This is a genomic window from Nonomuraea guangzhouensis, from assembly GCF_019396345.1.
GTDB lineage: Bacteria > Actinomycetota > Actinomycetes > Streptosporangiales > Streptosporangiaceae > Nonomuraea > Nonomuraea guangzhouensis.
On the sequence record NZ_JAHKRM010000001.1, the window covers coordinates 269,788 to 296,524 of the forward strand.

25 protein-coding genes are annotated in these 26,737 nt (G+C 69.2%); 15 read left to right on the top strand and 10 right to left on the bottom strand.

Features of this window, described 5'->3' with window-relative positions; all coding sequences use genetic code 11:
- Nucleotides 1-532: 532 nt before the first annotated feature.
- Nucleotides 533-1,591 (bottom strand): threonine synthase, encoded by a 1,059-nt coding sequence (thrC, locus tag KME78_RS01220; protein WP_219526810.1) that lies wholly within the window; start codon nt 1,589-1,591, stop codon nt 533-535.
- Between the two features lie 159 nt (nt 1,592-1,750).
- Between thrC and KME78_RS01225 the strand changes: the two genes are divergently transcribed.
- Nucleotides 1,751-3,268, top strand: coding sequence for a glycosyltransferase family 2 protein (locus KME78_RS01225; RefSeq protein WP_219526811.1), 1,518 nt, complete (start codon nt 1,751-1,753; stop codon nt 3,266-3,268).
- Here the strand turns inward: KME78_RS01225 and KME78_RS01230 are convergent.
- Together KME78_RS01230 and KME78_RS01235 are read right to left on the bottom strand one after the other, a co-directional pair.
- Nucleotides 3,265-4,887 (bottom strand): glycosyltransferase family 2 protein, encoded by a 1,623-nt coding sequence (locus KME78_RS01230; RefSeq protein ID WP_219526812.1) that lies wholly within the window; start codon nt 4,885-4,887, stop codon nt 3,265-3,267. The genes KME78_RS01225 and KME78_RS01230 overlap by 4 nt on opposite strands.
- Nucleotides 4,884-5,993, bottom strand: a complete 1,110-nt coding sequence (locus tag KME78_RS01235) for a glycosyltransferase family 2 protein (protein WP_219526813.1) — start codon at nt 5,991-5,993, stop codon at nt 4,884-4,886. The genes KME78_RS01230 and KME78_RS01235 overlap by 4 nt, the downstream gene beginning before the upstream one ends.
- A 237-nt stretch (nt 5,994-6,230) precedes the next feature.
- Between KME78_RS01235 and KME78_RS01240 the strand changes: the two genes are divergently transcribed.
- From KME78_RS01240 to KME78_RS01265, 6 genes are all read left to right on the top strand, one after another.
- Nucleotides 6,231-6,668, top strand: coding sequence for a hypothetical protein (locus KME78_RS01240; RefSeq protein WP_219526814.1), 438 nt, complete (start codon nt 6,231-6,233; stop codon nt 6,666-6,668).
- Nucleotides 6,665-8,158, top strand: coding sequence for a glycosyltransferase family 2 protein (locus KME78_RS01245; protein ID WP_219526815.1), 1,494 nt, complete (start codon nt 6,665-6,667; stop codon nt 8,156-8,158). Before KME78_RS01240 ends, KME78_RS01245 begins: the two co-directional genes overlap by 4 nt.
- Nucleotides 8,155-10,047, top strand: a complete 1,893-nt coding sequence (locus tag KME78_RS01250; RefSeq protein WP_219526816.1) for a glycosyltransferase — start codon at nt 8,155-8,157, stop codon at nt 10,045-10,047. Before KME78_RS01245 ends, KME78_RS01250 begins: the two co-directional genes overlap by 4 nt.
- Nucleotides 10,044-11,729: a glycosyltransferase family 2 protein gene (locus tag KME78_RS65865; RefSeq protein WP_219526817.1), complete on the top strand. Its 1,686-nt coding sequence runs from the start codon at nt 10,044-10,046 to the stop codon at nt 11,727-11,729. The genes KME78_RS01250 and KME78_RS65865 overlap by 4 nt, the downstream gene beginning before the upstream one ends.
- A gap of 73 nt (nt 11,730-11,802) precedes the next feature.
- A complete protein-coding gene (locus KME78_RS01260) occupies nt 11,803-12,843 on the top strand; it encodes a hypothetical protein (protein ID WP_219526818.1) in 1,041 nt (346 codons plus the stop codon).
- A gap of 45 nt (nt 12,844-12,888) precedes the next feature.
- Nucleotides 12,889-16,230 (top strand): WD40 repeat domain-containing serine/threonine protein kinase, encoded by a 3,342-nt coding sequence (locus tag KME78_RS01265; protein WP_219526819.1) that lies wholly within the window; start codon nt 12,889-12,891, stop codon nt 16,228-16,230.
- Here the strand turns inward: KME78_RS01265 and KME78_RS01270 are convergent.
- Together KME78_RS01270 and KME78_RS01275 are read right to left on the bottom strand one after the other, a co-directional pair.
- Nucleotides 16,227-16,439: a DUF397 domain-containing protein gene (locus KME78_RS01270; protein ID WP_219526820.1), complete on the bottom strand. Its 213-nt coding sequence runs from the start codon at nt 16,437-16,439 to the stop codon at nt 16,227-16,229. The two genes, KME78_RS01265 and KME78_RS01270, sit on opposite strands and share 4 nt — an antisense overlap.
- Nucleotides 16,430-17,251 (bottom strand): helix-turn-helix domain-containing protein, encoded by an 822-nt coding sequence (locus KME78_RS01275; RefSeq protein WP_219526821.1) that lies wholly within the window; start codon nt 17,249-17,251, stop codon nt 16,430-16,432. Before KME78_RS01275 ends, KME78_RS01270 begins: the two co-directional genes overlap by 10 nt.
- A gap of 232 nt (nt 17,252-17,483) precedes the next feature.
- On the opposite strand from KME78_RS01275, the gene KME78_RS01280 reads away from it, so the two are divergent.
- Nucleotides 17,484-17,963, top strand: coding sequence for an ATP-binding protein (locus KME78_RS01280; protein ID WP_219526822.1), 480 nt, complete (start codon nt 17,484-17,486; stop codon nt 17,961-17,963).
- Here the strand turns inward: KME78_RS01280 and KME78_RS01285 are convergent.
- Together KME78_RS01285 and KME78_RS01290 are read right to left on the bottom strand one after the other, a co-directional pair.
- On the bottom strand, nt 17,917-18,267 hold the full coding sequence (locus KME78_RS01285; RefSeq protein ID WP_219526823.1) for a VOC family protein: 351 nt from the start codon (nt 18,265-18,267) through the stop codon (nt 17,917-17,919). The two genes, KME78_RS01280 and KME78_RS01285, sit on opposite strands and share 47 nt — an antisense overlap.
- Nucleotides 18,268-18,347: 80 nt before the next feature.
- The gene (locus KME78_RS01290; RefSeq protein WP_219526824.1) at nt 18,348-19,181 is read right to left on the bottom strand and encodes an alpha/beta fold hydrolase; all 834 of its coding nucleotides are present in this window, start codon (nt 19,179-19,181) and stop codon (nt 18,348-18,350) included.
- Nucleotides 19,182-19,289: 108 nt separating this feature from the next.
- On the opposite strand from KME78_RS01290, the gene KME78_RS01295 reads away from it, so the two are divergent.
- From KME78_RS01295 to KME78_RS01315, 5 genes are all read left to right on the top strand, one after another.
- Complete coding sequence (locus KME78_RS01295) at nt 19,290-19,742, top strand: MarR family winged helix-turn-helix transcriptional regulator (RefSeq protein WP_308126761.1); 453 nt, start codon at nt 19,290-19,292, stop codon at nt 19,740-19,742.
- 183 nt (nt 19,743-19,925) lie between these two features.
- Nucleotides 19,926-20,063 carry a hypothetical protein gene (locus tag KME78_RS01300; RefSeq protein WP_219526826.1) on the top strand — a complete coding sequence of 46 codons (138 nt, stop codon included), beginning with the start codon at nt 19,926-19,928 and terminating at the stop codon, nt 20,061-20,063.
- A 199-nt stretch (nt 20,064-20,262) separates the two neighbouring features.
- Nucleotides 20,263-20,625 (top strand): transposase family protein, encoded by a 363-nt coding sequence (locus tag KME78_RS01305; protein ID WP_308126787.1) that lies wholly within the window; start codon nt 20,263-20,265, stop codon nt 20,623-20,625.
- Nucleotides 20,622-21,095, top strand: a complete 474-nt coding sequence (locus KME78_RS01310) for a hypothetical protein (RefSeq protein WP_246650225.1) — start codon at nt 20,622-20,624, stop codon at nt 21,093-21,095. Before KME78_RS01305 ends, KME78_RS01310 begins: the two co-directional genes overlap by 4 nt.
- Before the next feature lie 642 nt (nt 21,096-21,737).
- Entirely contained in the window at nt 21,738-22,292 is a 555-nt protein-coding gene (locus KME78_RS01315; protein WP_219526827.1) for a hypothetical protein, read from the top strand.
- Between the two features lie 196 nt (nt 22,293-22,488).
- On the opposite strand, the gene KME78_RS01320 is transcribed toward KME78_RS01315, so the two are convergent.
- Nucleotides 22,489-23,355, bottom strand: coding sequence for an oxidoreductase (locus KME78_RS01320; protein WP_308126762.1), 867 nt, complete (start codon nt 23,353-23,355; stop codon nt 22,489-22,491).
- 167 nt (nt 23,356-23,522) lie between these two features.
- Between KME78_RS01320 and KME78_RS01325 the strand changes: the two genes are divergently transcribed.
- Nucleotides 23,523-23,921, top strand: coding sequence for a plastocyanin/azurin family copper-binding protein (locus KME78_RS01325; RefSeq protein ID WP_219526829.1), 399 nt, complete (start codon nt 23,523-23,525; stop codon nt 23,919-23,921).
- Nucleotides 23,922-23,984: 63 nt separating this feature from the next.
- Here the strand turns inward: KME78_RS01325 and KME78_RS01330 are convergent, their stop codons facing one another.
- Both KME78_RS01330 and KME78_RS01335 read right to left on the bottom strand, forming a co-directional pair.
- Nucleotides 23,985-24,131, bottom strand: a complete 147-nt coding sequence (locus KME78_RS01330) for a hypothetical protein (RefSeq protein WP_219526830.1) — start codon at nt 24,129-24,131, stop codon at nt 23,985-23,987.
- Nucleotides 24,132-24,796: 665 nt separating this feature from the next.
- Nucleotides 24,797-26,134: an RNA-guided endonuclease InsQ/TnpB family protein gene (locus tag KME78_RS01335; protein ID WP_219526831.1), complete on the bottom strand. Its 1,338-nt coding sequence runs from the start codon at nt 26,132-26,134 to the stop codon at nt 24,797-24,799.
- 49 nt (nt 26,135-26,183) lie between these two features.
- On the opposite strand from KME78_RS01335, the gene tnpA reads away from it, so the two are divergent.
- Nucleotides 26,184-26,615 (top strand): IS200/IS605 family transposase, encoded by a 432-nt coding sequence (gene tnpA, locus KME78_RS01340; protein WP_219527185.1) that lies wholly within the window; start codon nt 26,184-26,186, stop codon nt 26,613-26,615.
- Nucleotides 26,616-26,737 lie beyond the last annotated feature (122 nt).

A 26,737-nucleotide genomic window follows, 5' to 3' on the forward strand; every position in this document is an offset into this window, starting at 1 on the left:
CTCCCGCCGTCGGTGCGGGCGGGGCTGTTCTTCTCGGCTGGATTCTCGTACGGCAGGGCAGGAACATGTGCCCCTTGACCGCCTGCCGTGGCCCAGCTCGGGCGCCGTGCGTATTGCGCCGCCCTCCACCTCACCACATCCCGCCGACCCGGCGCTGGGTCCGCGAGAGTGCCGGACCGTCCCACCCGCACGCACCGGCCGGACGCGGCACGACCTGGCGTGCGCCGGACGCAGGGCACGCGCCGCACGACCAGGCACCCACCGAACGTACGGCACGCACCACATAGTCCGGCATGTCGGGTCCGGCACACGCGGGCCCGACCACAGGGTCCCGCACGCCCAACACGGTCCAGCGCGCCGGACCGCCCGGCGAGGCCAGGTCCCGAAAGACCGGCCCCGTGAAGCGGGGTCCCGTGAAGCCGGGTCCCGAGAGGCCGGGTCCCGAGAGGCCGGGTCCCGAGAGGCCGGGTCCCGAGAGGCCGGGTCTGTGGGGAATCGCACACTCCCGCTCATACGGGCGCGAGTAGCGTTCCTAGGCCAGGTTGAGGGCGGCGGCGGCCGCGTGGACGTCGATGGGGATGGTGACCGGAGCCGGGGCGCCGGCGATCGCCCAGTCGGGGTCCTTGAGGCCGTTGCCCGTGACCGTGCAGACGATGCGCTGCCCGGGTGCGATTAGCCCCTGCGCGTGCGCCTGCAGGAGGCCGGCGACGCTGGCCGCCGAGGCGAGCTCGACGAAGACGCCCTCCTCCTGGGCCAGCAGCTTGTACGCGGTCGCGATCTGCCGGTCCGTGACCGACTCGATGGCGCCACCGGACTCGTCGCGGGCCGCCGTGGCCAGTTGCCAGGAGGCGGGGTTGCCGATGCGGATGGCGGTGGCGATCGTGTGCGGGTGGGCGACGGGCGCGCCGTTGACGATCGGGGCCGCGCCGCTGGCCTGGAAGCCGAACATGCGTGGCGCCTTGGTGGCGATGCCGTCCGCGGCGTACTCCCGGTAGCCCATCCAGTAGGCCGAGATGTTGCCCGCGTTGCCCACCGGGATGCAGTGGATGTCGGGCGCGTCGCCCAGCGTGTCGACGATCTCGAAGGCGGCCGTCTTCTGGCCCTGCAGCCGGAACGGGTTGACCGAGTTGACCAGCGCGATCGGGTAGCTGGACGACAGCTTGCGGGTCATCTCCAGGCAGTCGTCGAACGAGCCCTCGACCTGGAGCAGCGTGGCGCCGTGGACGAGCGCCTGGGCCAGCTTGCCCATCGCGATCTTGCCGCGCGGCACCAGCACGGCGCAGGTGAGCCCGGCCCGTACGGCGTAGGCGGCGGCCGAGGCCGAGGTGTTGCCGGTCGAGGCGCAGATGACCGCCTTGGCCCCCTCTTCGACGGCCTTGCTGATGGCCATCGTCATGCCGCGGTCCTTGAAGCTGCCCGTCGGGTTGGCGCCTTCCACCTTGAGGTAGACGTCACACCCGGTGAGCGCGGAGACACGGTGCGCGGGCACCAGCGGCGTGCCGCCCTCCAGCAGTGTGATGACGGGCGTCTTCGTGGTGACCGGAAGGCGCTCTCGGTACTCCTCGATGAGGCCACGCCACGACCTGCTCATATTGACTCCCTACCTGCGGTCTTGGCCACCGAGTGTACCGGGGTCCTGGCAGTGGGCGGCGGGCCGAGTCCCGGGTTGCTGAGCGGTGGCTTCAACAACCAACAATTCGGGAAATTCTCAGCATCTCCCGGTATGGTCCCCGGCAGGGGGGTCATCACCATGAACGCGCGTCCTGCCATGACGCAGAACGACTATTCTCCGCTGACGCCGCCGGAGCTCGGCGCCTGGTCACCGGCCCTGTCCGTGAGCGTGGTGATACCCGCGCACGGTGGGCCGCACCTGGAGCTGACGCTGGCCGCGCTGGCCGCTCAGACGTACCCGGACCACCTCATGGAGGTCCTGGTCGTGGACGACGGCAGCGAGCCGCCGATCCGGCTGCCGGAGATCCGGCCGGTCAACACCCGGATCGTCCCGGTGAAGACCGGCTGGGGCATCTCGAACGCCGTCAACACCGGCGCCAAGGCCGCCGACGGCGAGATCATCCAGCGGCTCGACGCCGACATGGTGGCCTGCCGCGAGCACATCGAGGCCCTGGCCCGGTGGCACCACGAGACCGACTATCTGGTCACGATCGGGATGAAGAGGTTCGTCGAGGTGCCGGCGCTCACCGCCGAGCAGGTCTTCCGGGCGGGACACCTGGGAGACGTGTTCGATCTGGCGTCGGGGGTGTCGAGTTCCACCGAGGCGACGATCGCCAAGACCGACGGGCTGCGCAAGAGCCGCAATCCCTATCACGTGTGCACAGGACCGACCTTCGCCCTTCCCCGGGAGGTCTTCCACGCCGTGGGCGGTCTCGACCCGAACGTCGTACGCGGCGAGGACACCGAGTTCGCCTACCGGCTGGCCATGCACGGTGTCGTGTTCATCCCGGACATGGAGGCGCAGGCGGTGCATCTCGGGCTGCCCGCGCAGCACCGTGACCGGGAACGCGCCGTGCGGGCCGTCGAGCCGTACCTCTCGCACCGTATCCCGCTCCGCCGCGACCTGCGCAAGGATCAGGGCCGCCGCTGGCTCGTCCCGTACGTCGAGATCGTTCTGGACGTCACGGACACCTCGGAAGCGGTCGTACGGCAGGCGGTGGCGGCGGCGCTCGACGGCAAGCTGCAGGACGTCGTGGTGACGCTGGTGGGACCGTGGGCGCGGCTGCAAGACGGGCGGCGGGCCGTGCTCAGTGACCCGAGCTTCGAGATGCGGCTGATGCGCGACCTGTTCGCGCACGACGACCGGATCCGGCTGATCGACGAGGCGGCCCCGACGCCGGCGCCCGCGCCGTTCCGCTATCGGGGACCGGTGGACGTGCCGCTGCACAAGGCGACGCTGGAGCGGATGATCGAGACGGTGCAGAAGGACCTGACGGGCGTGCTCGTCGTGGATCTGCCCGACGGCCGCACGGCCCGCCTCGAACGCACCTCCGCCTTGGGCCGGGCCCTGCTGCTCAGCGCCCCGGGCGACGACCTCGACAAGATCATCGAGACCACGCACGGCATACGCCACGAGGCCCCGGACCGCTACTGGCCCCCGGCCACACCGCCGAAGCCCGCAGTCCAGAAGCCCGCAGTCCAGAAGCCTTTGGACAGCCCTGCCGCGCCGAAGCAGCCGGTCGTCACGATTCCCACCTCGGCCGCCGAGGAACGGGGCCTCCTGGGCCGCCTGAAGTCGGCCCTCCGCTCCAACTAGCCGCGCAGCCGCTTGCCCAGGGCGCGCTTGACCGTGGTGGCCAGCAGCACCCGCATGCTCTGCTGGGCGCGGTTGGCGGCGGCCAGCTGGCGGCGCAGTGTGCTGACGTCGCGCCGCAGCTCCACGGCGCTCTTGCGCCAGCGCCCGGCCTCGTCGCGCCACTTGGTCACCTGCGCGCGCAGGCGTTCGGCCTCCTTGGCCAGCCGTACCGCCTCCGCCTCCGCCTTGAGCCTGGCCCGGTAGGCGCTGCGGCGGCCGAGCAGCTCCGCCGCCTCCGTCGCGAACCCGTACGTCTCGCCCTCCACCCACGAGACGCCCGACACGTCGTCCACCGCGTCATCGAGGTCCTCGCCGGGGCGTACCACGATCCGCGCCCGGCCGAAGGCGGAGGCGCGCTCCAGCCGCGCGGCCACGACGCCGTCCGGCGACTCGCGGAGCAGCACGTTCACCAGCCCGAGCCCTTCGCCGCGGGCCAGGTCGAGCAGCCTGGCCAGGCTGTCCTCCCCCGGCACCCAGCCGGGGGGCAGCCGCAGCACGTACGGCACGGCCGGGTCGACCTCGCCGGAGTCCGCCAGTCGTACCCGGCCTTCGTGCAGGTAGTGGCCGTGGACCAGCACCAGGTCGAGGGCGGGGTCCTTCAGCGGGGCCCGGCGCTCGCGTTCGAGGGAGTCCCAGGGGCCGACCACGACGATGGACAGGTCCAGCATGGTGCCCGCCAGCAGGGCGTCGACCGTGGCGCGGACCTGCTCGTATCCGGCGGTGCCGTCGACGACGACCGCGACGTACGGGACCTTCCACTGGCGGGAGGGGTGGGACCGGAGCCACCGGTAGGCGGGGATGCGGTCGGCGACGAACGCGTAGCTCACGCGGTCGATGGGCCGCTGGTCGCGCATCCGCATGGTCGGCCCAAGATGGTAGGCGCGGGCCCTGGGTTCCGGTACGAACACCGCCCCGGCCTGGTAGAGCCGGTAACCCATCTCCGTGTCCTGGCCGAGTATCAGGTCGTCGTCCATCGTCCCGGCGGCGGCGACCAGCCGGGCGTTGACCGAGGTCGCGCCGCCGACGTGCAGGCTGAACGGGCGCTGGGTGTTGTCGGTGAGGCCGTTCGTCCGCTCGATCAGGTCGACGATCCAGGCGTGCGGCTCGGCGGGTTCGAAGGCCTTCTCCAGGTCGTCGGGCAGCTCGGCGGGCACGGGCGACTCGGTGAACCTGATGTAGCTGGTCACGGCCAGGTAAGGGGCGGCGTGGTGCCAGCGCATGTGCGCCTCGATCGAGCCGGGGGTGAGCAGGACGTCGGAGTCCAGCCAGTGGATCACGTCGCCGGTGGCCGCGGCGAGCCCGGCGTTGCGGGCGGCGGCCCGGCCCGGCTCCGGGCAGACGATCAGCCGGGTGCCTTCGGGGCGTTCCTCCGGCAACCGCAGCGGCGAGGAGCTGCCGTTGTCGACGACGATGACCTCGATCAGCCCGGCGGGGTAGGTCTGCCGGGCGAGCGCGGCCAGCACCAGGTCGAGCTTGTCCTGGCCGCCGTACGCGGGCACGACCACGCTGACCCGCAGCGTCGGCTGGTATACCTCCGGCGGTTCGAGCATCCGGTAGTCGTTGCCGCGGACCCTGCTCATACCGCTTCCAGAAGCAGGCTCGGGCGGAAACCGCGCCACTGGTTGGTGGCGACCTTGAGGAAGTGGGCGAGCGGGAGCTGCCAGGTGTGCTGGTCGCTCAGCGTGCGCCGGAGCACGTAGCCGAGGCCGTGGGTGCGGTAGATGCTCGCCCCGGCCTCGTGGGCGGCCTTGAGGAAGTCCCGGTCCACCGCCCGCGGTTGAGCCGGAAATCCCCCTACGTCACGAAATATCGTTTTTGTTGCGAGAATCGTGCCGCCCGCTACGTGATCGCTGGAGACCTCGCTCGGATAGGCGGCGCCACTGGCGAACGTGGTGCGCCTGATCGTGGCGTGCAACGGCTCAAGGTAAAAGAATTCGGCCGTGGTGCCCACGATGTCGGCCCCTGAATAGGACGCCGCCATGACCAGGTCGGCCAGGTGGTCGGGGCCGTACCAGTCGTCGTCGTCCCACTTGGCCACGTAGTCGCCGGACGCCAGGGCCGCGGCCTCGTTCAGCACCTCGCCGAACACCGTCTCGGCCGGGGCCTCGACCCAGGTCACGGGCAGGGGACAGCTCTCGACCGCCTGCCGTACCTCGTCGAAGGGGACGCCGTGCAGGCCGAGCAGCACCTCGATGTCGGTGTCGCGCTGGCGGGCCATCTGGGCGAGCGCGCCGGCGACCATCGCCGGGCGCCTGGTGGACATGACCACGCTGATCCGCGGCGTACGCGAAGGCGGCAGGCGGTGGGTCAGGCGGCGCAGCCGCACGCTGTGTTCCTCGCGGCGCAAGTCGGCCAGCGACCTGGGGCCGGTCCCGGTGTGGCCGAGCCAGTCGCGGTCGGTGAGCAGCGCCGCCAGCTCGGCGGGGACCCAGGCGGGGGCGTCGTGCGCGGTCAGCGGCACGCCCGCGGCCGCGAGCCGGACCACCCCGGCCAGCGGCACCTCGCGCTCGGGCCACTCGATCTCCAGGCCGCGCAGCGGGCGCAGCGCGGACACGTCGGGCTCCTGGCCGTCGACCGCCCACCCGGCGAAGACACCGGGCAGCTCGGCGGGGCGGCCATCGCTCCAGTGCAGGCGGGCGAGCCCCTTTTCCGGCGTACGCGCGAAGCCGCAGGGAGTGACGGGCATGGTGCTCCTCGACCGACGGGGACTCAGTCAGGCGCCCACCTTACGCCGCTCTGACACTCTGTGAGACGTTGAGTGCACCCTGGGGTGGATGGCCAGAGAGAAGGTACCGTAGGCCGAACCTGCAGGATTCTCCCAGTTTTTGTCCAGGAACCTGTGGCACGGTAGTGGCGAATGTTTATTAAGGTGTCAATACTCCATTGACGCCAGATATGTCATGACTACGAAAGGTATGCGCGGATGTTCTCGCCCCGCCGACTGGCAGCGACCGCCGCAATCCTCGGAGTTCTGGCCGTTGCCGTGCTCGCGCTGCTCGTCCTTGCCGATCTGCTCACGCTCGGCGCCGCCGCGACTTCGGGGGCGTTCGCCATCACGCTGGCCGGGCTCGCCCTGCTCGTGCTGACCGTACGGCGCATCGACGGCAAGGCCCAGCGCATCGACCTGCGAGTCAAGAAGCACGAGGCCGAGCTGGCCAAGACCGCCACGGCGCTCAAGCGCATCGAGTCGCGGCTGGACCGCCTGACCGAGGCCGTCGAGCAGTCGGCCAAGCGTCGCGAGGATGATCTCGGCGCGATCCTGGCCTCGCTGGGCGAGGACCGGGTCAACGCGATGACGCGGGCGCGAGAGGTGGAGGAGCTGCGCGAGGAGATCCGCGCGCTGGCCAAGGACCCGGCATGACGCGGGTCAGGCACAACGACTGGGGAACGCTCGAGCCGCCGGCCATCGGCGCCTGGCAGCCCGCTCTGACCGTTTCCGTGGTGATTCCCGCCTACAACTGCGCACCGGCGCTCGCCCGGACCGTGGCCGCGCTGGCGGAGCAGACCTATCCCGCCGCGCTGGTCGAGGTCGTCATCGCCGACGACGGCAGCGAACCGCCCATCGACCTGCCCGGCGTCCGGGTGGTCCGGGTACGCGAGGGCTGGGGACGCGGCGCGGCCAGGGAGACCGGCCGGCTCGCCGCGACCGGCGACGTGATCCACTGGCTCGACTCGGACATGGTCCTGGCCCCGGATCACCTGGAAGCGCACATGCGCTGGCACCACCTCATCGACCACGCCGTCGTGATCAGCGACACCCGGTTCGTGTCGGCCCTGGGCGAGGAGGGCACCCGGACCGAGTACACGCGCATGACCCTGGAGTCCACCAGAATGCTCAAGGACGCGGGTTCGAGCGCGTACCTGCTGCACACCGGCGCCTCCACCTCGGTACGCGCCGACCTGCTGCGCGACGCGGGCGGCGTCGACACCAGCCTGAACATGGCCGAGGACACCGAGCTCGGCTACCGGCTGGCGCAGGCCGGGGCGGTGTTCATCCCCGACGAGCAGGCTCGCGCCTGGCATGTCGGCCCGTCCACCGTGATGCGCCGCGAGAAGGACGTACACCGGCACAACTGGTCGTTCCTCGGCGATCTGCTCCCCGAGCTGCGCTGGCTGCGCGGCCATCCGCGACGCCGCTGGCTGGTGCCGTACGTCCAGGTCGTCGTGGAGGCGGCCGGCTACGAGCGGACGCGCGCCAGTGCCGACTCCGCGCTGGCCGGGACGATCACCGACACGGCCGTGGCCATCGTCGGCCCCTGGGACAAGCTGACGGACGAGCGCCGTGACAGCCTCGACGACCCGCTGCTCGACCTGCGCCTCATCCACAACCTCTACCGGAACGAACCGCGCGTCACGTTCGTGACGTCCGCGCCCGACTCGGCGGCCCCGGCGCCCTTCCTGCTCACGCTCCCGTCCGGCTGGGTGCTGGGCGCCGACACGCTCTCCCGGCTCGTACGGCTGGCCGACCAGGACACGCTGGGACTCGTCTGCGCCGTGCTCGACGAGGGCGAGGCCGGAGTCGTGGCCGCCAGGCTGGAGCGCACCGCGGCCTTCTCCCGTGCGGCCCTCTTCCACGGCGGGATCGATGATCTGGTGGACGAGATGTTCGGATCGCTCTGGGTGAGCGGGGCCGAGTACGGCTTCGCCCCGGAGGACCAGGCCGAGCCGCTGGCCGGAGACCCGGCCAAGTGGCGGGCGCTGGCAGGCAAGCGGCAGGACGAGGTGAAGGAGCTGCAGGCGGAGATCGAGCGGCTGACGGCCGAGGTGGACCGGCTGTCCGCCGATCCCGTCCCCGACGCTCCGGCCGGGCCGCTGACCTCGCTCATCAAGCACCTGCGGAGCGCCGGATGATCCGCGAACTGCTGGCCGAGCTGCCCAAGGCCCGGATCTTCCTGGCCGGGGTCGAGCACGACGTCGAGGCCGTGGACCTGGACCGGGACCTGCTGGAGCCGTTCGCGGAGGCGGAGAAGGTGCACGAGGTGCTCATCCTCGCCCGTACCCCTGCCGACCTGCGCCGGGCCGCCACGCTGCACAAGCTGCTGCCGGACGCCCGGCGGGTGGTCGTGGCCGTGCTCGACACGCCCGCCTCCCATCCGGCGCCCGTGCCCACCCCGACGCCCGCGCACCGCTGGCGCTCGCTCACGGATCTGCGGGTCCACCAGCCGAAGGACAGGGTGTGGGTGGTGGACGCGCGGTTCTCGGCGCCCACCCCGGCCGGCCGTACGGTGACCGCGACGGCTCGGGCGTTCGCCGGGCACCGGCTCGACGTGATCACGGCGCCCGCGGCGGCGATCGCCGGCGTCGGCGCGGCGGCCTGGCGTCCCGGCGACCCGAACGCGACGCCCGCCGAGGTGACCGGGCCGGTGCCGGAACGAGTCGGCGCCCCGGGCAGCGACGTCGTGCTGCGCACGCTCGACGACGCCCCGGCTCCGGCCCCGGCTGACTGGTCCGGGTCGCAGACGCCGATCGAGCGGCCGACCTCGCGGTCCGCGAGCTGGGAGCGGCTCGGCCGCCCCGGCGGCGCCGGGCTGTCGCTGGTCGATCCCGACGTGCTCGGCGAGCCGTCGATGATCCCGCCGGTCGACGAGCGGCTGGTCAACCCGCAGGGCTTCGTCACCACCCCGTCGCGCGGTCTGGCGTCCCTGGTGGAGCGCGACGGCCGCTGGTCGGTCGTGCTCGACGGGAAGGTGGTGACGGCGTTCGCCGAGTCGGGCGGCGTGACGGACGCCGACGTGGGCAGGCTCCGGCAGATCCGCGGCGTGGAGATCGACTGGCACCACGCCCACAGCGGCCCGCTCGCCGCCGTCCGCGTGCTCACGGGCCTGGCCGCGGCCGGGGTGCCGCTGATCGCGCACACGGTGCCGCGCTGGGCGGGCGCCCTCGGCGACGAGCTCGCCAGGCTGCTGCTCCGCGATCCCGATCTCTCCGACGAGCTCCGCCGCGAGGAGCACAGCATCCGGCTACGCCGCCAGGCGCTGCGCACCCATGGCGTCGCCGCCCGCTGGGAGCAGCTCGGCGCCCCCGCCCCCGCTCCCCCGCTGACCTCGGTCCTGCTGGCGACGCGGCGGGCCGACATGGTCGGGTTCGCGCTCGACCAGGTCGGCCGGCAGCGCGACGTCCAGCTCGAAGTGATCCTCGCCCTCCACGGCGTACCCCCGGGCCATACAGACGTGGCCGCGGCCATCGCCGCCTTCGACGGCCCGCTGACCATCCTGGAAGCGGACCACCAGGCGGTGTTCGGTGAGGTGCTCAACGAGGCGGCGGCGCGGGCCTCGGGGTCGTTCCTGCTGAAGATGGACGACGACGACTGGTACGGCCCCGACTTCCTGGCCGACCTGCTGCTCGCGCATTCCTATTCGGGGGCCCAGGTGGTGGGCACCGTGCCGGAGTTCGTCTACCTGTCGTCGATCGACGTCACCGTGCACCGCAAGCAGATCACCGAGCAGATCACCAGCTTCGTCGCGGGCGGCACGATCCTGGTGGAACGCTCGGCGTTCCAGGCGGTGGGCGGTTTCCGGCCGCTGCGCCGGTCGGTCGACACCCAGTTCCAGGAGGCGCTGCAGGCGGCCGGCGGGCAGATCTACCGTACGCACGGCCTCGGGTACATCCTGCGCCGCGGCCCCGCCGCCAACCACACCTGGCAGGAGCCGATCGGCACGTTCCTGCAGCGCAACAGGAACCAGTGGCGCGGCTTCCGCCCCAGTGCCCTGATGGAACTGGAAGGGAGCGCGCAGCCGTGACCCCTCGTATCCGCGGCAACGACTACGGCGTGCTCACCCCGCCCCTCCTCGGCCAGTGGACACCCGAGCTGACCGTCACCGTCGTCGTCCCGGCCCACGACCGCCAGGAGACGCTGGACCTCACGCTGGCCGCCCTGTCCGCGCAGAGCTACCCGGCCGAACTGCTCGACGTGATCGTCGTGGACGACGGCAGCGCGGTGCCGGTACACCTGCCCGAACTCACCCCGGCCCGCACCCGCCTCATCACCAGCCCGCCCGGCGGCTGGGGCCGCGCCTGGGCCGTACAGGCCGGCATCGACGCCGCCACCGGTGAGATCATCTTCGTGCTGGACGCGGACATGGTCCCCCATCGCCGGCACGTCGAGGCCCAGCTCCGCTGGCACCACCTGGCCCCGTACCTGGTCGTACTGGGGTGGATCGACTTCACCGCCGGCGAGGTGCTGCCCACCCCCGGCGAGGTGCGCCAGGCGCTCGAAGACGGCCACGAGGACAAGCTGTTCCCCCTCTCCCCGCACCGCCACGACTGGGCCGAGAAGATCATCCTCGACCACGAGGGCCTGCGCACCGCCCCGAACTCCCTGGCCACCCGCATCCACGTGGGCGCCACCGTCTCCTACCCCGCTTCGCTGCTGCGCTCGGTCGGCGGCCTGGACACCTCTCTGGTGCTGGCGGAGGACACCGAGCTCGGCTACCGGCTCACCCAGGCGGGCGCCGTGTACGTACCGGACCCGGACTCGCGCGCGTGGCACATCGGGCTGCCGACGGCCATGCGCGACTTCCTGTCGTTGAAGCGGTACAACGACCCTTACGTGGCGGACCGCGTACCGTACCGGCGCTACCTGCGCACGGACCCGGGCCGGCAATGGCTCGTCCCGTACGTGGACGCGACCGTCCCCGCGGCGGGCTACGAGGACGTCCGCGCGACGGTCGACGGCCTGCTGGCGAGCTCGGTGCCGGACGTCGCGATCACCATCACCGGCCCCTGGTCCGCGCTGGGGAACGGCCGCCGCTCCCCGCTCAGCGACCCCGACCTGGACCTCCGCCTCATCCACGCCACCTTCGAACACGATCCCCGGGTACGGCTGGCCGACACCTCGGGGTCTCCCGAGGTCGTGCCGCCGTTCCGTCTCCTCGTGCCGCCTGGCTGGGTTCCCGCGCGCGACACCCTGCAACGCCTCGTCAACCACCTGGAAGAGCACGACGGCGGCGCCCTCCTGATCGCCCTCGACGAGAACGACCAGGGCGTCACCGTGGCCAGACTCGAACGCACCGCCGCCCTCTCCCGCGCCGCCCTGGTGTCCCACCCCGGCGAACACCTGGACACCGTCCTGGACGAGGTCTTCGGCCTGGAATGGCTGGACGGCGACACCTGGGGCTTCACCCGCCGCCCCCCGCTCTACCCGCCCCGCCGCCGCGTCCCCGAACTGGACCGGATCACCGCCCAGTACGAGAAGGAGGTCACCCGCCTCCGCAAACGCACCGCCCTCATGCAGGCCGAACTCGCCCAACTCCGCAGAGAGGCGGGCAAGGGCCGCAGAGACGCGGAACGGTGGCGCGAAAAGGCCGAGTCGTGGCGCCGCGAGGCCGTCCGCCTGACCCGCGCAAGGGACCGCGACCGGGACCGCACGGTACTCAAACGCGCCGTCCGCCGCGTCCGCAACCTGGCCTTCCCGGACACCTGACCGGCGATCACCCGGCGGCGCCGAACCAAACTCCGTGATCGCTTGTCTGATCAGGTGAGCGAGGAGGGGTCGCATGTTCTTCCGGTCCATTGCCGCCACGTTCGCAGCCATGGTGATCATCGTGGCCGGCGTGCCGTCAGCAAGCGCGCAGGCGCCAAGAAGCATCAAGCTCGCCGGTACGTCGGGCGAGCTCTACGACCAACAGGGAGCGGTCCGTCTGGCCTCGTACTCCCTCGTCTTCGACGCCGGCCAGGGCTACTACGGTTATATGCGCACGGGCGACAAGTTCGGCAAGACGCCCTACCGCGAGGCGCTGGTCGCGCCGGGGCAGAGGTGGGTGGCCGGGATTCCGGACTACCGGCTCTGGATGGCCATGAGGAAGATCGACCTGATCGACCGTAAGAGCGGGCGCACGTACACGATCGCCCTGCCCGCGCCCGTGACATCCCCGGAATGGTCACCGGACGGCCGTACGCTCCTGCTCACCGCGTACCAGGAACACCGTGACGGCAGCCTGACCATCATCGGCTTCATCACCCTGAACGTCACCGACCGCGTTCCCCACCTGGTCAAGACGGGACCCCGCCATCGCGTCACCGATTGGGCCATCGGGCGTTCCTTCCGCTTCTACTTCGCCGGCCAGGCCGACGGGGTGCTGGCCAGGCACGACGCGGCCGAGTCCCCATCGGCCAAGAGCCGCATCGCCGTCTATGGGCTGGACGGAAAGCGGCGCAGGTTCTACACGGGCGTCGGCGTCTTCGATGAATGGAGCGCCGGGACGGTCTCCTCACCTTCGGGACGCTTCTTCGCCACCGTGGTGCGTAAGAACGACAACGGGCGTGACATCGGCATCGTCGAGGCGTCGACCGGAAAGATCCTTCACCGGGTCGGCGGCCGGGGCATCCAGGCCTTCGCCGGCTGGTACGACGACGAGCACGTCATCTTGAAGCGGGAGCGCGGCAAGACGGTGACTTTCCAGCGCGTCGCCTTCTCCGGCGTCGCCGACCTCGATCTGATCAAGGAAAAGCTCATCGCCGGTCCGGCCGACTACAAGCCGCACCTGGAGCGGGTCAACTTCGTCCCGTCGTCACCTCCGGATGCTGGACGAGGTTGAGTAACGCCACGCAACCATCTGGTCGCACCGGTCGTCCAACCCGTCATGCGCAGCACACTCATCGACGGCGACCCGCAGCGGCTCGGGGAATACTGGCTGGCCAGCCGGATCGGGGCGGGCGGGCAAGGCGTCGTGTACGAGGCCTACGACCCGGCGGGCACCAGGGTCGCGGTCAAGGTGCTGCGCGGCGACCCGGTCAGCCGGCCCGAGCTGCGCGATCGCCTGGCCAAGGAGGCGGTCGCGGCGCAGCGGGTGGCCTCGTTCTGTACGGCCAGGGTGCTCGGCGTCCATCTGGAGGGGTCCAGGCCGTACATCGTCAGCGAGTACGTCGAAGGCCCGAGCCTGCGCGGGGCCGGGCGGGTGTTCCGCGGCGACGACCTGCACCGGCTGGCCACCGCGATCGCCACGGCGCTGACCGCCATCCATGACGCGGGCGTCGTGCACCGTGACCTCAAGCCGGACAACGTGCTGCTCGGCCCCGACGGGCCCCGCGTGATCGACTTCGGCGTGGCCCGCACGATGGAGATGTCGCTCACCGCCACGGGAGAGGTGGCGGGCACGCCCAGTTACATGGCGCCGGAGGTGTTCTCGGGCGAGCGGGCGGGGCCGCCCGCGGACGTGTTCGCCTGGGGCGCGATCATCCTGTACGCCGCCACCGGCGAGGATCCGTTCACCGCGGAGGCGCTGGGCGCGGTCATGCACCGCGTCCTCTCCCACGAACCCGACCTGGCCGCGCTGCCCGAACCGCTGCGCCGCCTGGTGCGCGCGGCGCTGGCCAAGGACCCCGGCCTCCGCCCGACCGCGCTCGAACTCCTGCTCGGGCTGGTCAACAGCGATGGACGGCTGGACACCGCGCGGCTGCTCGAGCAGGGCGCCGGCGACGGCGAACGGATCGGGACCACCGCCGACGACCCCGCGCTGGGCGTCATCGCCGAGGACGCCTACGCCGCTCTCGGCCCCGCCGACAAGGAGCTGGTCCCCGAGCTGTTCCTGCGGCTGGTCACGGTGACCGCCGAGGACGAGCTGGCGCTGCGCGAACTCCGCAGGTCCGAGCTCCCCGACGGCATCGACCGGGTGCTGGACGCGTTCACGTACCTGGTCTCCAAAGGAGATCCGGTACGACTGCTGCGCCCCGCCCTACCGCTGGCCTGGCCCCGGCTGCGCGCCTGGATCGCCGCGAACCGGGACGGACTGGTCGTGCACCGGCAGATCTGGACCGCCGCGGAGCGCTGGGAGGAGCACGGGCGCAAGGACGCCGACCTGTTCCACGGCAGTTCGCTGGACGACGCGCTGCGCTGGGCCGCGGCCGACCGCAGGAACATCACGCTCACCCCCGGCGAGCGGGACTTCCTCTCGGCGGCAGCCACGCTCAGCAGGCGCCGATCCCGCCGGACCAGGCTCCTGTCCATCGGGCTCGCCGTGCTCCTGGTGCTGGCCCTGGTGGCGGGAGGTCTGGCCGTACGGCAGAGCATCATGCTCGCCGATCAACGCGACGTGGCCGAGTCCGCCCGCCTGGCCGGGGTGGCCGACACGGTGAGAGGCAAGGACCCCGTGCTGGGCATGCTGCTCAGCACCGCGGCCGCGCGGCTGTCCTCCACCGCCGAGGCCAGGTCGAGCCTGCTCGCCTCGGTCGTCGACCAGGGTGGCGCGGCCTTTCACGACCCCGACACCGGGCCCGACGTGGTACGCGCGCTCAGCGCCGACGGCCGCTCGCTGATCAGTGTCAGTCCCGGCGAGGTCAGGGTGTGGGACGTGACGACCGGCAGGCGGACCGGCGGCTTCACCGGGCTCGGCCTGACCGGCAGGCTCCTGCGCCAGGCCGCGGTCAGCGAGGACGGGCGGCTGCTGGCCGTCGCCGACAGCGAAGGCGTCGGCCTCTGGGAACTGGCCACCGGCAAGCGGACGGGCCGGCGCCTGCCCGCCAGCGAGATGCTCGACCTGAGCATCGGCTTCAGCGGCGGCCTGCTCGTCGTCGACGTCGGACAGGGCAAAAGCGCCTACAACCCGCGTACCGGAAAGACGACCACGCTGCCCACGCTCGTCAAGGCCGCGATCCACCCGGGCGGCGACTACGCCGTGGCCGGACACGAGCGCTGGGCGCTGCCATCGGGCAAGGCCCAACGCGGTTTTCCCGGCATCTGCGCCGACTGCACCCCTGTCTCGGCGTTCAGCCGCGACGGGCGGCTCCTGGCCATCGCCGACAACGGCGGCCTCACCGTCTTCGACGCCCGTACCCGCAAGGAGATCACCACGATCGCGGACTGGGAACCCATGGCTTCGCCGGTGTTCAGTCCGGACGGCAAGGTCCTCGCGGGGATCGGTTCGACGATCAGGCTCTACCATCTGAACGCCGACGAACCGCTGATGCTCGAACGCGCCATAGCGGACCCGGTGTCCGCGGTCGCCTTCGGCCCGACCGGGCTGCGCTACCTGAGCGAGGACACGGTGATCACGCTCCAGCCGTACGTCGCCGCGGACGAGACCGTGGACGAGGTGGAGTTCAGCGCCGACGGCCACCTGATCGCCACGCACGCCCTGGGCTCCACCAAGATCACGCTGAACAGCAAGGCGTTCGAGGCGGGGACGCTCCCGGACTACGACAGCGAGCTCACCTTCAGCCGGGACGGCAGGCGGCTGGCGATCAAACGGAGCGACGATGTCACCGTCTGGGACACCGCCACCTGGCACAAACTGGCCAAGGTCCCGACCGCTCCCGACTCGGACGGCGCGCTGCCGGCCCCGGCCGGACTCTGGACGACCGACCAGAAGACCTTCACGCTCTGGCAGGTCCCCGGCGGCAAGCGGCTCAAGCAGGTGACCAGGCCACGCCTGCTCGGCTGGACGGTCGCCGCGGACGGGCGCCTCATCGGCCTGGACGCGAGCCTGCTACGCCTGGTGGACCTCGAGACCGGGCGCCGGTTCGGACCGCGGCTGCCGTTCTCCGGCAACGCGGAGGAGGTCTGGTTCAGCGCCGATCTGAAACTGGTCGCGGCGAACTTCGCCGGCAAAGTAGGCATCTGGGACACGAACACGGGCGCGCAGGTCGGCGACTGGCTGCGGGTGGGCGGGGTGTCGTGGACCGCCGCCTTCTCGGCCGACGACCGGCTGTTCGCGTTCGCGTCCCAGGAGACGTCGCTGATCGTCTGGGACGTACGGCAAGGCCGGCCGGCCGGACCCACGATCCAGCTCTGGGACAGCGCGCGGTCGATCGCCTTCTCCGCCGACTCCGCCGAACTGCTGGCCATGGGGAGGATGGGGCGGCTGACCAAGGTTCCGCTGGCGATCGAGCCGCTGGTGAAGGCGGCGTGCGCGCGGGCCGGCCGGACACTGACCGAGGCCGAATGGACCCGGTACGTACCTGGCCAGCCGTTCAGGAGGGTCTGCTAGAAGTCGAATTCGCCGTTTCGCCAGCCCTTGCCGAACGCGGCCCAGACCGAGCCACTGACCACCCACGGCTCCATCTCGGGACGCTCGGTGTCCCGCATCGCGACCCGCCCACCGCTCAACGGGGCGACCTCGATGCAATTTCCGCCGTTGTCACCAGAGAATGAGGACTTGCGCCACGCCGCCGTCCTCAGTTCCTCGCTCAGTTCCATGCGGCCGCCAGCCTCTCTTTGATCAGCTTCAGGGATACGTGCTGGGGAAGGGCCTCCGCGCGTATCGCCTCGTATCTAACACTCAGCGCGGCAACCTCGTCCGGCGCGTCCCGCACCTGGCCATGGCCGGCTGATTCGAGATAGACGGCGTCCGGCATTCCGTTGACCTGCGCCAACATGAACCCTCCGAGGAGGCCAGTGGTGGACAGGGCAGAGTGGGCAAGCACCTGGATCGTGATCCAGGGACTTTCCGCCAATGCGATGAGGTGTTCGAGTTGGCGGCGAGTCACAGCCTCGTCGCCAATTGGACGGTACAGGATTCCTTCATCCACAACAGCCCAGAACATCGGCGGGTTCGAGCGCTTGAAGATGGCTTGCCGCTCCATTCGAGCGGCAAGCGCCTCCTCTATCTGGTCCGGTGTCGTGCCCGGCTTGCCGCTGAAAATGGCACGAGCGTAGTCGGTGGTCTGCAGCAGCCCCGGGACGATGAGCGGTTCCCACGTCCGCAAGACCGTGGCGCTCTGCTCGATCTCCAGCCAGGGCCGGAACCACTTCGGGCTGCGCTCCCGGCTGATGCTTGGCCAGCGGGCGAGAAGCTCGCCGGACAGGCCCAGCGCTTCCTCGCAACGTTCGGCGAAGTCCTTGCTCGGGTTTCTGGCGGCCCGCTCGACGCTGCCGACGAGGCTCGGACTGAAACCGACTCTGTCCGCGAGCTGTTCGAGAGTGAGCCCTTTGTCGATACGGAGTTTCCGCAACTCGCAGCCGAACCGAGCCAGTGGTCCAGCGTCCGGGTCCAACTCCTTAACGCTCATTCAGCGCCTCCGCCGTTCTGTCGCCACGGAACCACACAGGCCGACACACACAACATGTGCCTAATCTGTGCGGTGATTGTCCTGCGGACCTCTCACTTAACGTAGCCATTCGCTGGCACTGTGAGAGGTGACTTCCGAGAGACATCTGCGTGAGAGGTCAGTTCTTACACCAGACACGCAATCTTGTGTGCAGGCGACAAGCAAAGCGACGGGACGAAGTCGGTGATTTCCCATGTTCATGAGAACAGAGGACGTAACGCTCATTGGAGCGACCAGGCTGCGCCGCAGCGACAAAGCACCGAAGCAGGCACGAGCGGCCGTCGCGTGGTGGCTCGCGACCGGTCCTCCCGTTCTGCCGGACGCGCAACAGGTCGTCAGTGAGCTGGTCACGAACGCCTGCACGCACGTGGAGGGCGGCGCGGATCGCGAATGGGTCGCGGTAAGCATCAGCCTCGGCCCCGACTTCATTCGCATTGAAGTCACCGACCCCGGCGCATTCGCCTCCGAACCTCACATTCCCGATTATCTGCCGCTGGAGTTTGAATCGGGGCGAGGCATTCGGATTGTCAGGGAGCTGTCCGAGAACAGCTGGGGAACGTACATCAAATCATCGGGCCATCGCGCCGTATGGGCCGACCTGAAAATTCCAAGCCACGAAAACGCGGTCAGACGGGCTGCCACAGCTCGATCCGATTGCCTTCAGGATCGGTGACCCAGCCGAATCGACCGACGGCCTCCGTGTCGTGCGTTTCTTCGGCCACGTCCGCTCCCTTGGAGCGCAGTTGCGCGAGCATCGCATCCAGGTCGCGGACTCGGAAGTTGAGCATGGTCTGCTGGGTGCGGGCGAAGTAGTCGGCATCGGAGTCGAACGCCGCGAACACCGTCGGCCCGGCTTCCTGACGCCACAGGCCCTGCTCATCGGTGTCCAGGCCTAGGCAATCGCGATACCACGCGCTCAGGGCCGCCGGGTCAGCGGCCCGCATGAAGTGTCCACCGATGCCCAACACATGTTCCATGCCGCTATCTTGCCAGGACGGCGATCGGCCAAGACCTGTCAGGCTCCTTCATCACATCAAAGTGATGGCGAACCGCGTTGTCAGGCAGTGAGGACCGTGCACAGGGCGGCCGCGTAGGCCCTGGGGTGAGTGGTGTTGCCGTTGTGGCCACCTGGGAACTCCTGGAGCTCCGCGCCGACCAGGTCGACCAGCGCGGCGGCGCACTTGTGGTCGAAGACGGTGCGTGGCGTCGTGCGACCCGTCACGGGGATGATGCGCGTTGGGGCGTTCTTGAGCGCGGCGACGTCGAGGGTGTCGGCGATGACCGCGCTGAAGTCGTGCTCGATGAAGAAGCCGAAGTTGCTGATCCGCTGCTGGTTCAGCGGCTGCGGGGTGAGATCGGGCTCGGTGTCCTGATTGGCGGGGTCGATGCCGAGCACGTCGGCTATCAGGGTGAAGGCGGCGGACAGGCCGTCGCGCCGGTAGACCTGCTGGATGTGCTCGAGCTCCTTCTCGTGGTGGGCGCGCTGTTCGGCCGGCAGCAGCCGTGGCGTGACGGGCTCATGGGCGACGAGCGTGCTGATCTGGCCGGGATGGTCGACGGCCACATGGAGGCCGATGGAGGCGCCGAGGCTGCAGCCGAGCATGAGTGCCGGCGTGCTGGTGAGTTCGGCCAGCAGGCGGTGCACGTCGTCGGCGTGCTCGGCGAGGGTCACGCCCTGGGCCGGGTCGTCCAGGGTGCTGCGGGACAGGCCGCGGCGGTCGTAGGTCACCACGGTGTAGTCGGTGACGAGTTGGTCGGCCAGATCCTTGCTGCGTCCGGCGTCGCCCTCTCCGCTTTGGGAGATCAACAGCAGCGGGCCGGCGCCCCGGACCTCGTAGTACAGCGTGGCGTTCGGCACAGGCAACGTGTTCGTGGTGAAGGCGGTGTCCATCGAGTGTCCTTTCCGGCAAGGGGCTGGTGCGCCCTGTTGACCATGACCATAACGCATCATTTCTGATGCATCAAGATAGATGCATCAGAAATGATGTACTTTGCTCTTGTGAACGGAGTCGAACTGTTCCTACTCGGACGGACCCTGATGAAGATCGGTGAGCAGGCGCTGCCCACCGAGGGCATCGGCCATCACGCCACCAGCGTCCGGACCGTCCTCATCGTGGCGAGCGATGTGCGCGCTCACCCGGGCAGCGCGGTAGGCGAGATCGCTGTCCGCGCCGGTCTTCCGCAGAGCGCGGTGTCAGGCGCGGTCGCCCGGCTCCGCGCGACGGGCGCCATCGTCACCGAACCCGACCCCGACGATCGGCGCCGGCTGGTCATCCAGCCTGCCCCCGAGCCGTCGAACCGCGTGAACGAGATCCGATCCACACCCATCGACAAGGCGCTGGCAACAGCCCTGGGCACAGGCGACCCCAAACAGGTGGCCGAGGTCGGCGCCCTGCTCGACGAACTCGCCGGACAACTGACTCCTCAGGCGCTGACCCGTCTGCGGGGCTGACGGATTGCTGGAAGAGCGCCTTTGGGAAGCCTCCCAGGCGTCATGGCAGGAGTGTGGCGGCCTTGACCTTGTGCAGGTGGATCAGCACGTCGAAGCGATGTACGCAAGGACGAGCAGGACGCGATCAACATCTTGCCGGCCGGGCGGACGCCGGTGGAGCTGCAGCGCGAACCGCTGGAGTGAATGCGCACCACAGTGAAGGACGCGTCCGGGACCGGGCAGGGCAAGGCGCTGGAGCAGGTCGAGGCGGCATGGGCGCTGGGTGGCGGAACGGTGGACATACTCCACCATCTGCCGGCGAAACTCCGGCGGATACTGTAGTTGTTCGGCGCAGCAGACTCCGTCTTCCAGGAACAGGGTTCCCAGAGATCCAGGGCTGAAGCGTTCTCGGCTGGTGGACACATGCGGGCATGACGCAGCTGGGTGGTCGAAGGGCACCCCGGGACACGATTGACAAACGTGACCCCCGATGATCGTCGGTTGTCTACGCCAGTCGATCAAGAACAGGGGCCGCGTTCGCGTGCCATCATCCCCGATCGACGTGCTCGCTCGCCACTTGGAGCACGTCTCTGTCGCCGACCCGCCGGCCGACCTGCTCGATCTGCCCACCCTGGCCGAGGTCTTGGACACGGTGCCCGATCCGCGCAGCTGCCGGGGACGCCGCTACCGGCTCGGCCCGCTGCTGGCGTTATCCCTGCTCGTCGTACTCGGCGGAGCGACCTCCCTGGTGAAGATCGCCCGGTTCATCGCGGGATACGACCCAGACCTGCGCGCCCGAGCCGGCTTACCCGGCACGGTACGGCTGGCCGCCAGCACCCTGGGATCGTCACCGCCGGCGGCCACTACCTGTTCATCGTCAAAGGCAACCAGCCCACGCTGCTGAGCCGGCTCAAGGCCCTGCCCTGGCGCGAGGCGATCCTCAACGACCGCACCCACGAGACCGGACACGGCCGCCGCGAGATCCGCCGCATGAAGATCTGCACCGTCCGCCCCGACCTGCCCTTTCCGCACGCCGCCCAGGCGATCCAGGTCAAACGCCGCCGCACGGACCGCAGAACCGGCAAGACCACCATCGCGACGATCTACGTCGTCACCAGCCTCCCACGGGGACGGATCACCGACGCCCAACTCGCCGCCGTGATCCGCGGCCATTGGAGCGTGGAAGCCCTGCACCACATCCGCGAGGACGCCTCCCGCGTCCGCACCGGCACCGCACCCCGGATCATGGCTGGCCTCCGCAACCTGGCCATCGGCCTGGCCCGCCTGATCGGCTGGACCAACATCGCCGCCGCCACCGACCACTACCGCAGCCACCCCGCCGACGGCCTTCAGCTACTCGGCTTCACTACCTGAGAACGCTTCGGCCCTGAGGTGAAGGGCGCCAGCTGGCGACCCCAAAACTGCCGCCGCAGGTTCCCCCGCCCACCTGGCAGTCACGATCCGTTTCGCGGCGATCTCCGCTCTCAGGTGCTCACGTTCGCAAGTGCGTTGGAGGACGGAGAGGACTCTGCACCGTGCGCTAGCAGTGCACGGCGAGGATCAACAGCGCGATCACCACCACGACCAACCCGAAGCAGCCCCCGCGAGGATAGCGTGGTCTGTGCTTGCGCTCGTGGGCGGCGATGGACCTCCGCATTGCCTCGGCCTCCAGCGCACCCCCGCACTCGTTGCAGTACGACTCATATCCGTACTCACGAAAATAGTCAAATTCGTGGAACAGGCCCCCACATTTCTTGCAACGGAACATCTGATCATCATGGCCACCAACCAGGGGATCAAGCAATAGCCAAGACCGGACGACCTTCAGCTCCTCGGTCTTACAACGTGAGAACGCTTCGGCCCTGCCCAGAGATCAGGTGTCCACCAAACCGGGCCAACTCCAGTTCTCAGCTACTCCGATTCGATTCCTCGCTCGCGCAGAATCCTGCATTCGGCTGCCGGACCACAAAGTCACATCGAGCTGACTGGGCGTTGGCCGATCCTATACTTGCCGACATGGGCGAAGGTAAGCCGTTTGCCGTGCAGACCAGCCGAACGATGGTGAAGGCGTGGTATGGGCAGCTCTACATTGCGGACGAACAACTTGAGGGAGACATATCGGGCGATTCCGAGGACCCGCCAACCGCTTCCGTGGGCGTCATACGGGTGACACCGGGCCTTGCCGTCCTGAGCACAGGCATCCAATCAGGGGAAGTGCCAATCACGGTCGCTGTGGCCGACCAGGATCCGGGCGCTGACCTCGAAGGATATGAAGACATCGTGGAGATCGCTTTCGAGTCCCCGTCAGGCCGGATTGAGCTGGTGGAGTGGGACTGGGATGAGCCTAAGACTTACGGCCTCACGCCGCTCCCGACTGGTCCTGGACCGTACCGCATGAGGTTTCACATCACAGGACTGGACCGCCATGAGGGTGCGCTCGATCACTATCTTCAGATCTGGCCGGAGCCCTCTCGTGATCCTGCGGTGCTCAAGACTACGAGTAGAAACTTCCAGTATTTCCTGCACCCCGAGGCTTTTAACCCGGATGACTACGCTTCGGGTAGTGTTTGAGCAACTCGACGACTGAGTGCTTTTCAGCTGCCAGATGTTTCTGTTGGCGCGAGAAAGATTGGAATTACACCTCATCCGGGCCTTCGCACGAGTCGTCACCGACCTCGGCGCCCTACCTACTCACCTCTGACAAGAGCCGGATCCGGCCGGACACCTCCGCGCCCCCTGTCACGTGATGCCTGGGATCCGCCTTCACTTACCCGACGAGCTCGGCGATGTCTTCCGCGCTCAACTTCAGCGCGCCGGCGGCGATGTTCTCTTCCAGGTGGGCCAGTGAGCCGGTGCCGGGGATGAGCAGGATGTTCGGCGATCGGGCCAGCAGCCAGGCCAGGGCCACCTGCGGCACGGTCGCGCTGTGCCGGGCGGCGACGGCGTCCAGGCGTTCGGCCGTGAGCGGCTGGAAACCGCCGACCGGGAAGAAGGGGACGTAGGCGATGCCGGCCGCCGCGCAGGCGTCGACGAGCGGGTCGTCATCGCGCCGGGACAGGTTGTAGAGGTTCTGAACGCAGGCGATCGGCGCGATCTTGCAGGCTTCGGCGAACTCCTCGGCAGTGACGTTGGAGATGCCCAGGTGGCGGATCAGGCCCTCCTCGCGCAGCGCGAGCAGGGTCTCCAAGGGCACGGTCAGTGACGTCGTCTGGCTGCGGTCGTGGCCGCCCATCCGCAGGTTCACCACGTCCAGGCGGTCCACGCCGAGCGAGCGCAGGTTCGCCTCGACGCCACGGCGCAGGCCGTCGGGCGTGAAGCCGGTCATCTCCGCCGCCGGCAGGGCGGTGTCGGAGCCCTCGACCAGCGCCCCCACCTTGGTCACGATCACCAGGTCGTCCGGGTAGGGATGCAGCGCCTCCCAGATCAGCTCGTTGGCCGCCACCCCGTCACGTGAGTAGTAGTGCGAGGTGTCGATGTGGTTCACGCCGAGCTCCACGGCCCGGCGCAGGATGGTAAGGGCCGTCTCCCGGCTGGGCGGCTCGTCGCCTCTCGGCCAACCGGTCAGCTTCATCGCGCCGTATCCGACCCTCGCGACGCTCAGGTCGCCGCCGAATGCCCATCGCTCCGTCGTCACGATCACTCACCTTAGACGCTAGATCAACACAACCGTAAAGCCGTTGTGGCGAACAGTCGGCACGGTACTGGAGATCTCGCGGGTCTAGCGTTACATGTGCCCGGGAATACGGAGAGCGCGTCTGCCATGGCTGACATCGATGCCGCCGCTATGAAGGGATGGCGATCATGTCCGCTGCGATTCGTTCCAGAGGCACGCCCCGTCTGGCGACAGGGCTCGTCGCCGCCGCGTTGACGCTGGCGGTCGGCGGGGGCACAACCGCCGCGGCAATGCCCCGGGCCTGGGCAAGCGTTACGCCTGTCACCGTGACCGAGCGGGAGTTCTCTCTCACGCTCTCGACGAAGAACTTCACCCCAGGGACCTACATATTCACGATCAACAATGCGGGGACAGCCTCGCATGGCCTGTCGATCAAGGGGCCCGGCGTCAACTCCACCTCCAGCATCGTCTCAGGCGGAAAGTCGACGAAGCTCACTGTCGCGCTGAAGAAGGGGACGTACGAGCTATGGTGCCCGGTGGATAACCACCGCTCGATGGGGATGATGACGACGATCAGCGTGAAATAGCGACCCACACCCGCCATCCGGGACCCACCGGTGGCGGTGCCACATCGTCCCCGCGCTTTGGGCTCACGGTGCGAATGCCTCGCCGTGATCCTCGTCGGGCAAGGGCTGGCCCGCCTGCGCCGCCAATGCCGGATCAGCCAGGATTCTGGCGGTCGCCCGCCATTCCGCCGTGACTCGATGCAAAGTGGCATGCACGTCGAGGTCGACCACGTCGCGAGTTGCGCGACGTCGCGGACGAATTCCTGACGCTCGCCCACGGAAAGGTGGCGAACCCACGGGAAGACCACGGGTAGGGAACGTTCGACCGCCCGAGCCCCCTCATCGCTCGCGACCAGGGCGGCAAGCAGGCGAGGCATAACGTCAGCCGTCTCCTCCCGCTCCCGATCGTGCCGCGCGGTGGTGATGCACAGGTCTTCGCCGTCCCGGCGCTTGACATGCAACCGCTGCACTCGGTCGAGCGCGTCGGCGACTCGTTTGGAGTGCTTGGAGAGGTCGGAGAAGGGCACGGTCGGAGTGGCCATGCCGCAAATCCGCTTCAGAACAAATTCCGAAGTCAATGGAAACGACCCCCTCCCAAGGCGGTCCCAGCCTGCTGCCGGGCGCGCGTCACGTAGATCCCTCAGCAGCCGAGGGCGCCCTGGAGCGGGACCGGTGTTCGGACGGTCGCAGCCAAGCACCGCGCCGACCTTCCACCGGGCCGCCCAGAGCGCGCGAACGACGAGCGGTTACCACCAGTAGTCGAAGGAGTAGCCGCTGACAGGAGAGTAGATGATGGGACCGACCGTATATCCGCTGTCAGCCATGTTGTTCCGGTGTCGATGCAATCCTGCTTTTGACCTGCTCTCCGCCTTGAAAGACGGAGGTTCCCGTGCCGCTTACGCGGCAGCTCGTGCCGCTTGTGCGGCGCGTGCTGTGGAACGGGGTGCTTGACGCTTCTCGGACCCGGATGGGTCTCCACGCCCTGGGACGACCAGCCCGGCCGCCCGATATCTGGCCAACGTGTTCTTCGCCCCGACGATGTCGGCGTGCTCGGCGTGCCCGCAGGCGGTGCAGGAGAAGACCGCTTGGCTCTCGCGGCTCTTGTCATCCACCGTCCCGCAGGCAGGTGCCGGGCACGTTTGCGACGTGTACGCGGCCGGGACCTTCACCACGACGGTCCCGGTGTAGCGGGCCTTGCTCCGCAGGGCGCTCTCCAGGCCGTACCAGCCCTTGTCCAGGATCGCCCTGTTCAACCCGGACTTCGCCGCCGCCCCATTACGCAGCCATCGCCCCACCTGATCGGGGTCGGGCCTGGGCCGCACGGCGGCGGTCATACCGCCGATGTTGAGGTCCTCCAGGACCACGACGCCGTAGCGGCGAGTCAGGCGATGCGCGGCCTGCGCGTGCAAATCCGCGCGACGCCACCGGACACGCCGCATGATGGCGCCCATCGCCGCCACGACCTGCCGACGCCGCCCAGAACCCTTCTTCGACCGGGCAAGCCGCCGCTGCAGCCGCAGATAACGTTCCGCCTCACCCGCAGCCAGGAACCCGAGATCGCGCTGCCGGTCCCCTTTCCGCTCAGAGGGCGGCACCAGGCTGGACACGCTGCCGGTTCCGGCGTGGCGGCGATCGAAGAACTCCCCGTCAGAGGTGACCGCCGCCGTAACCACACCCCGGTCCACCCCGGCATGCGCGCCGGGATGGACATGCTGGTCCACCTGAGCCAGGCCGTCCTCCACCAGGAACGAGATGAACCAATGCCGGCCGTCGCGGGAGACGGTCGCGGACTTCACCACCCCACCCAGCGGGCGCGACATCCGAAACCTCACCCACCCGAATTTCGGCAGGAACACCCGCCCCCACCTGCGGTTGATCCGCTCGACGGGAGTGTGTTTCGCGGTGGGGAACCGAAACGACGGCCTCCACCTCGTCCGCGACTTCCAACGAACCTTCCAGGTGCCGTGCTTGCGGCACGCCTTATCCAGGTCCTTCAGCGTCTGCTGGATCACCTGGGCGGGAGCGTCGGCGAACCAGTCGCAGTACGGATCCTTCTTCGCCTCGGCAAGCTGCGCGCACTGCTCCTCGTAGCTGAGGTACGCGCCTCGCCGCCGGTATTCACGGCGCTGCTCGAGCCCGGTGTTCCACACGGCCCGGCAGATCCCGCCCAGCCGCTCGGCGAACACCCGCTGCCCGAAGTCGAACTCCAGCCGATACTTGCGACCCGCCAACACGATGGAACCCCCTCGCGGTGCGACACCCACCTCTCATCGACTCGAACACATTATCGCCTGGTCTACGGGCTGGGAAGTGGAATATCTACGAGGCAGACACGTGGTTTCCGCGATGCACGTCCATCTGGTCTTTGTCACCAAATATCGCACAAACGTGTTCAACGACGCGATGCCGCGACGCTGCGAAGACATCATGATCGAGGTATGCGACAGCTTCGAGGCCGAACTCCGCGAGTTCAACGGCGAACACGACCACGTCCACCTCCTCGTCCACTACCCCCCGAAGATGGCGGTCTCCAAACTCGTCAACTCGTTGAAGGGCGTCTCCTCGCACTACCTCCGCAAGGAATTCACCAGCCGGATCAACCCCGCCATCACGCACGGCCCCTTCTGGTCACCCTCCTACCTCGCCGCCTCCTGCGGCGAAGCCCCACCATCGATCATCAAGACGTACATCGAACAACAACGCCGCCCCACCTGACCGCTCCTGGATCCGCGCTACGAGCCCCAGGTAAAAGCCGCAATGGTATGTACCTCCGCCGGCGATCGCGCCATTGCTCGGGAGTTTCTGCGGTATCCGCCTTCACGGACGCGCTCGCCGCC

Coding starts and splice junctions, on each gene's coding strand:
- KME78_RS01235 (WP_219526813.1), bottom strand. CDS start 5,993: ATGCCCGTCACTCCCTGCGGCTTCGCGCGTACGCCGGAAAAGGGGCTC.
- KME78_RS01280 (WP_219526822.1), top strand. CDS start 17,484: ATGTTCATGAGAACAGAGGACGTAACGCTCATTGGAGCGACCAGGCTG.
- KME78_RS01290 (WP_219526824.1), bottom strand. CDS start 19,181: ATGGACACCGCCTTCACCACGAACACGTTGCCTGTGCCGAACGCCACG.
- KME78_RS01225 (WP_219526811.1), top strand. CDS start 1,751: ATGAACGCGCGTCCTGCCATGACGCAGAACGACTATTCTCCGCTGACG.
- KME78_RS01325 (WP_219526829.1), top strand. CDS start 23,523: ATGTCCGCTGCGATTCGTTCCAGAGGCACGCCCCGTCTGGCGACAGGG.
- KME78_RS01260 (WP_219526818.1), top strand. CDS start 11,803: ATGTTCTTCCGGTCCATTGCCGCCACGTTCGCAGCCATGGTGATCATC.
- KME78_RS01265 (WP_219526819.1), top strand. CDS start 12,889: ATGCGCAGCACACTCATCGACGGCGACCCGCAGCGGCTCGGGGAATAC.
- KME78_RS01315 (WP_219526827.1), top strand. CDS start 21,738: ATGGGCGAAGGTAAGCCGTTTGCCGTGCAGACCAGCCGAACGATGGTG.
- KME78_RS01300 (WP_219526826.1), top strand. CDS start 19,926: ATGCGCACCACAGTGAAGGACGCGTCCGGGACCGGGCAGGGCAAGGCG.
- KME78_RS01285 (WP_219526823.1), bottom strand. CDS start 18,267: ATGGAACATGTGTTGGGCATCGGTGGACACTTCATGCGGGCCGCTGAC.
- KME78_RS01230 (WP_219526812.1), bottom strand. CDS start 4,887: ATGAGCAGGGTCCGCGGCAACGACTACCGGATGCTCGAACCGCCGGAG.
- KME78_RS01245 (WP_219526815.1), top strand. CDS start 6,665: ATGACGCGGGTCAGGCACAACGACTGGGGAACGCTCGAGCCGCCGGCC.
- thrC (WP_219526810.1), bottom strand. CDS start 1,591: ATGAGCAGGTCGTGGCGTGGCCTCATCGAGGAGTACCGAGAGCGCCTT.
- KME78_RS01240 (WP_219526814.1), top strand. CDS start 6,231: ATGTTCTCGCCCCGCCGACTGGCAGCGACCGCCGCAATCCTCGGAGTT.
- KME78_RS01250 (WP_219526816.1), top strand. CDS start 8,155: ATGATCCGCGAACTGCTGGCCGAGCTGCCCAAGGCCCGGATCTTCCTG.
- KME78_RS01275 (WP_219526821.1), bottom strand. CDS start 17,251: ATGAGCGTTAAGGAGTTGGACCCGGACGCTGGACCACTGGCTCGGTTC.
- KME78_RS01270 (WP_219526820.1), bottom strand. CDS start 16,439: ATGGAACTGAGCGAGGAACTGAGGACGGCGGCGTGGCGCAAGTCCTCA.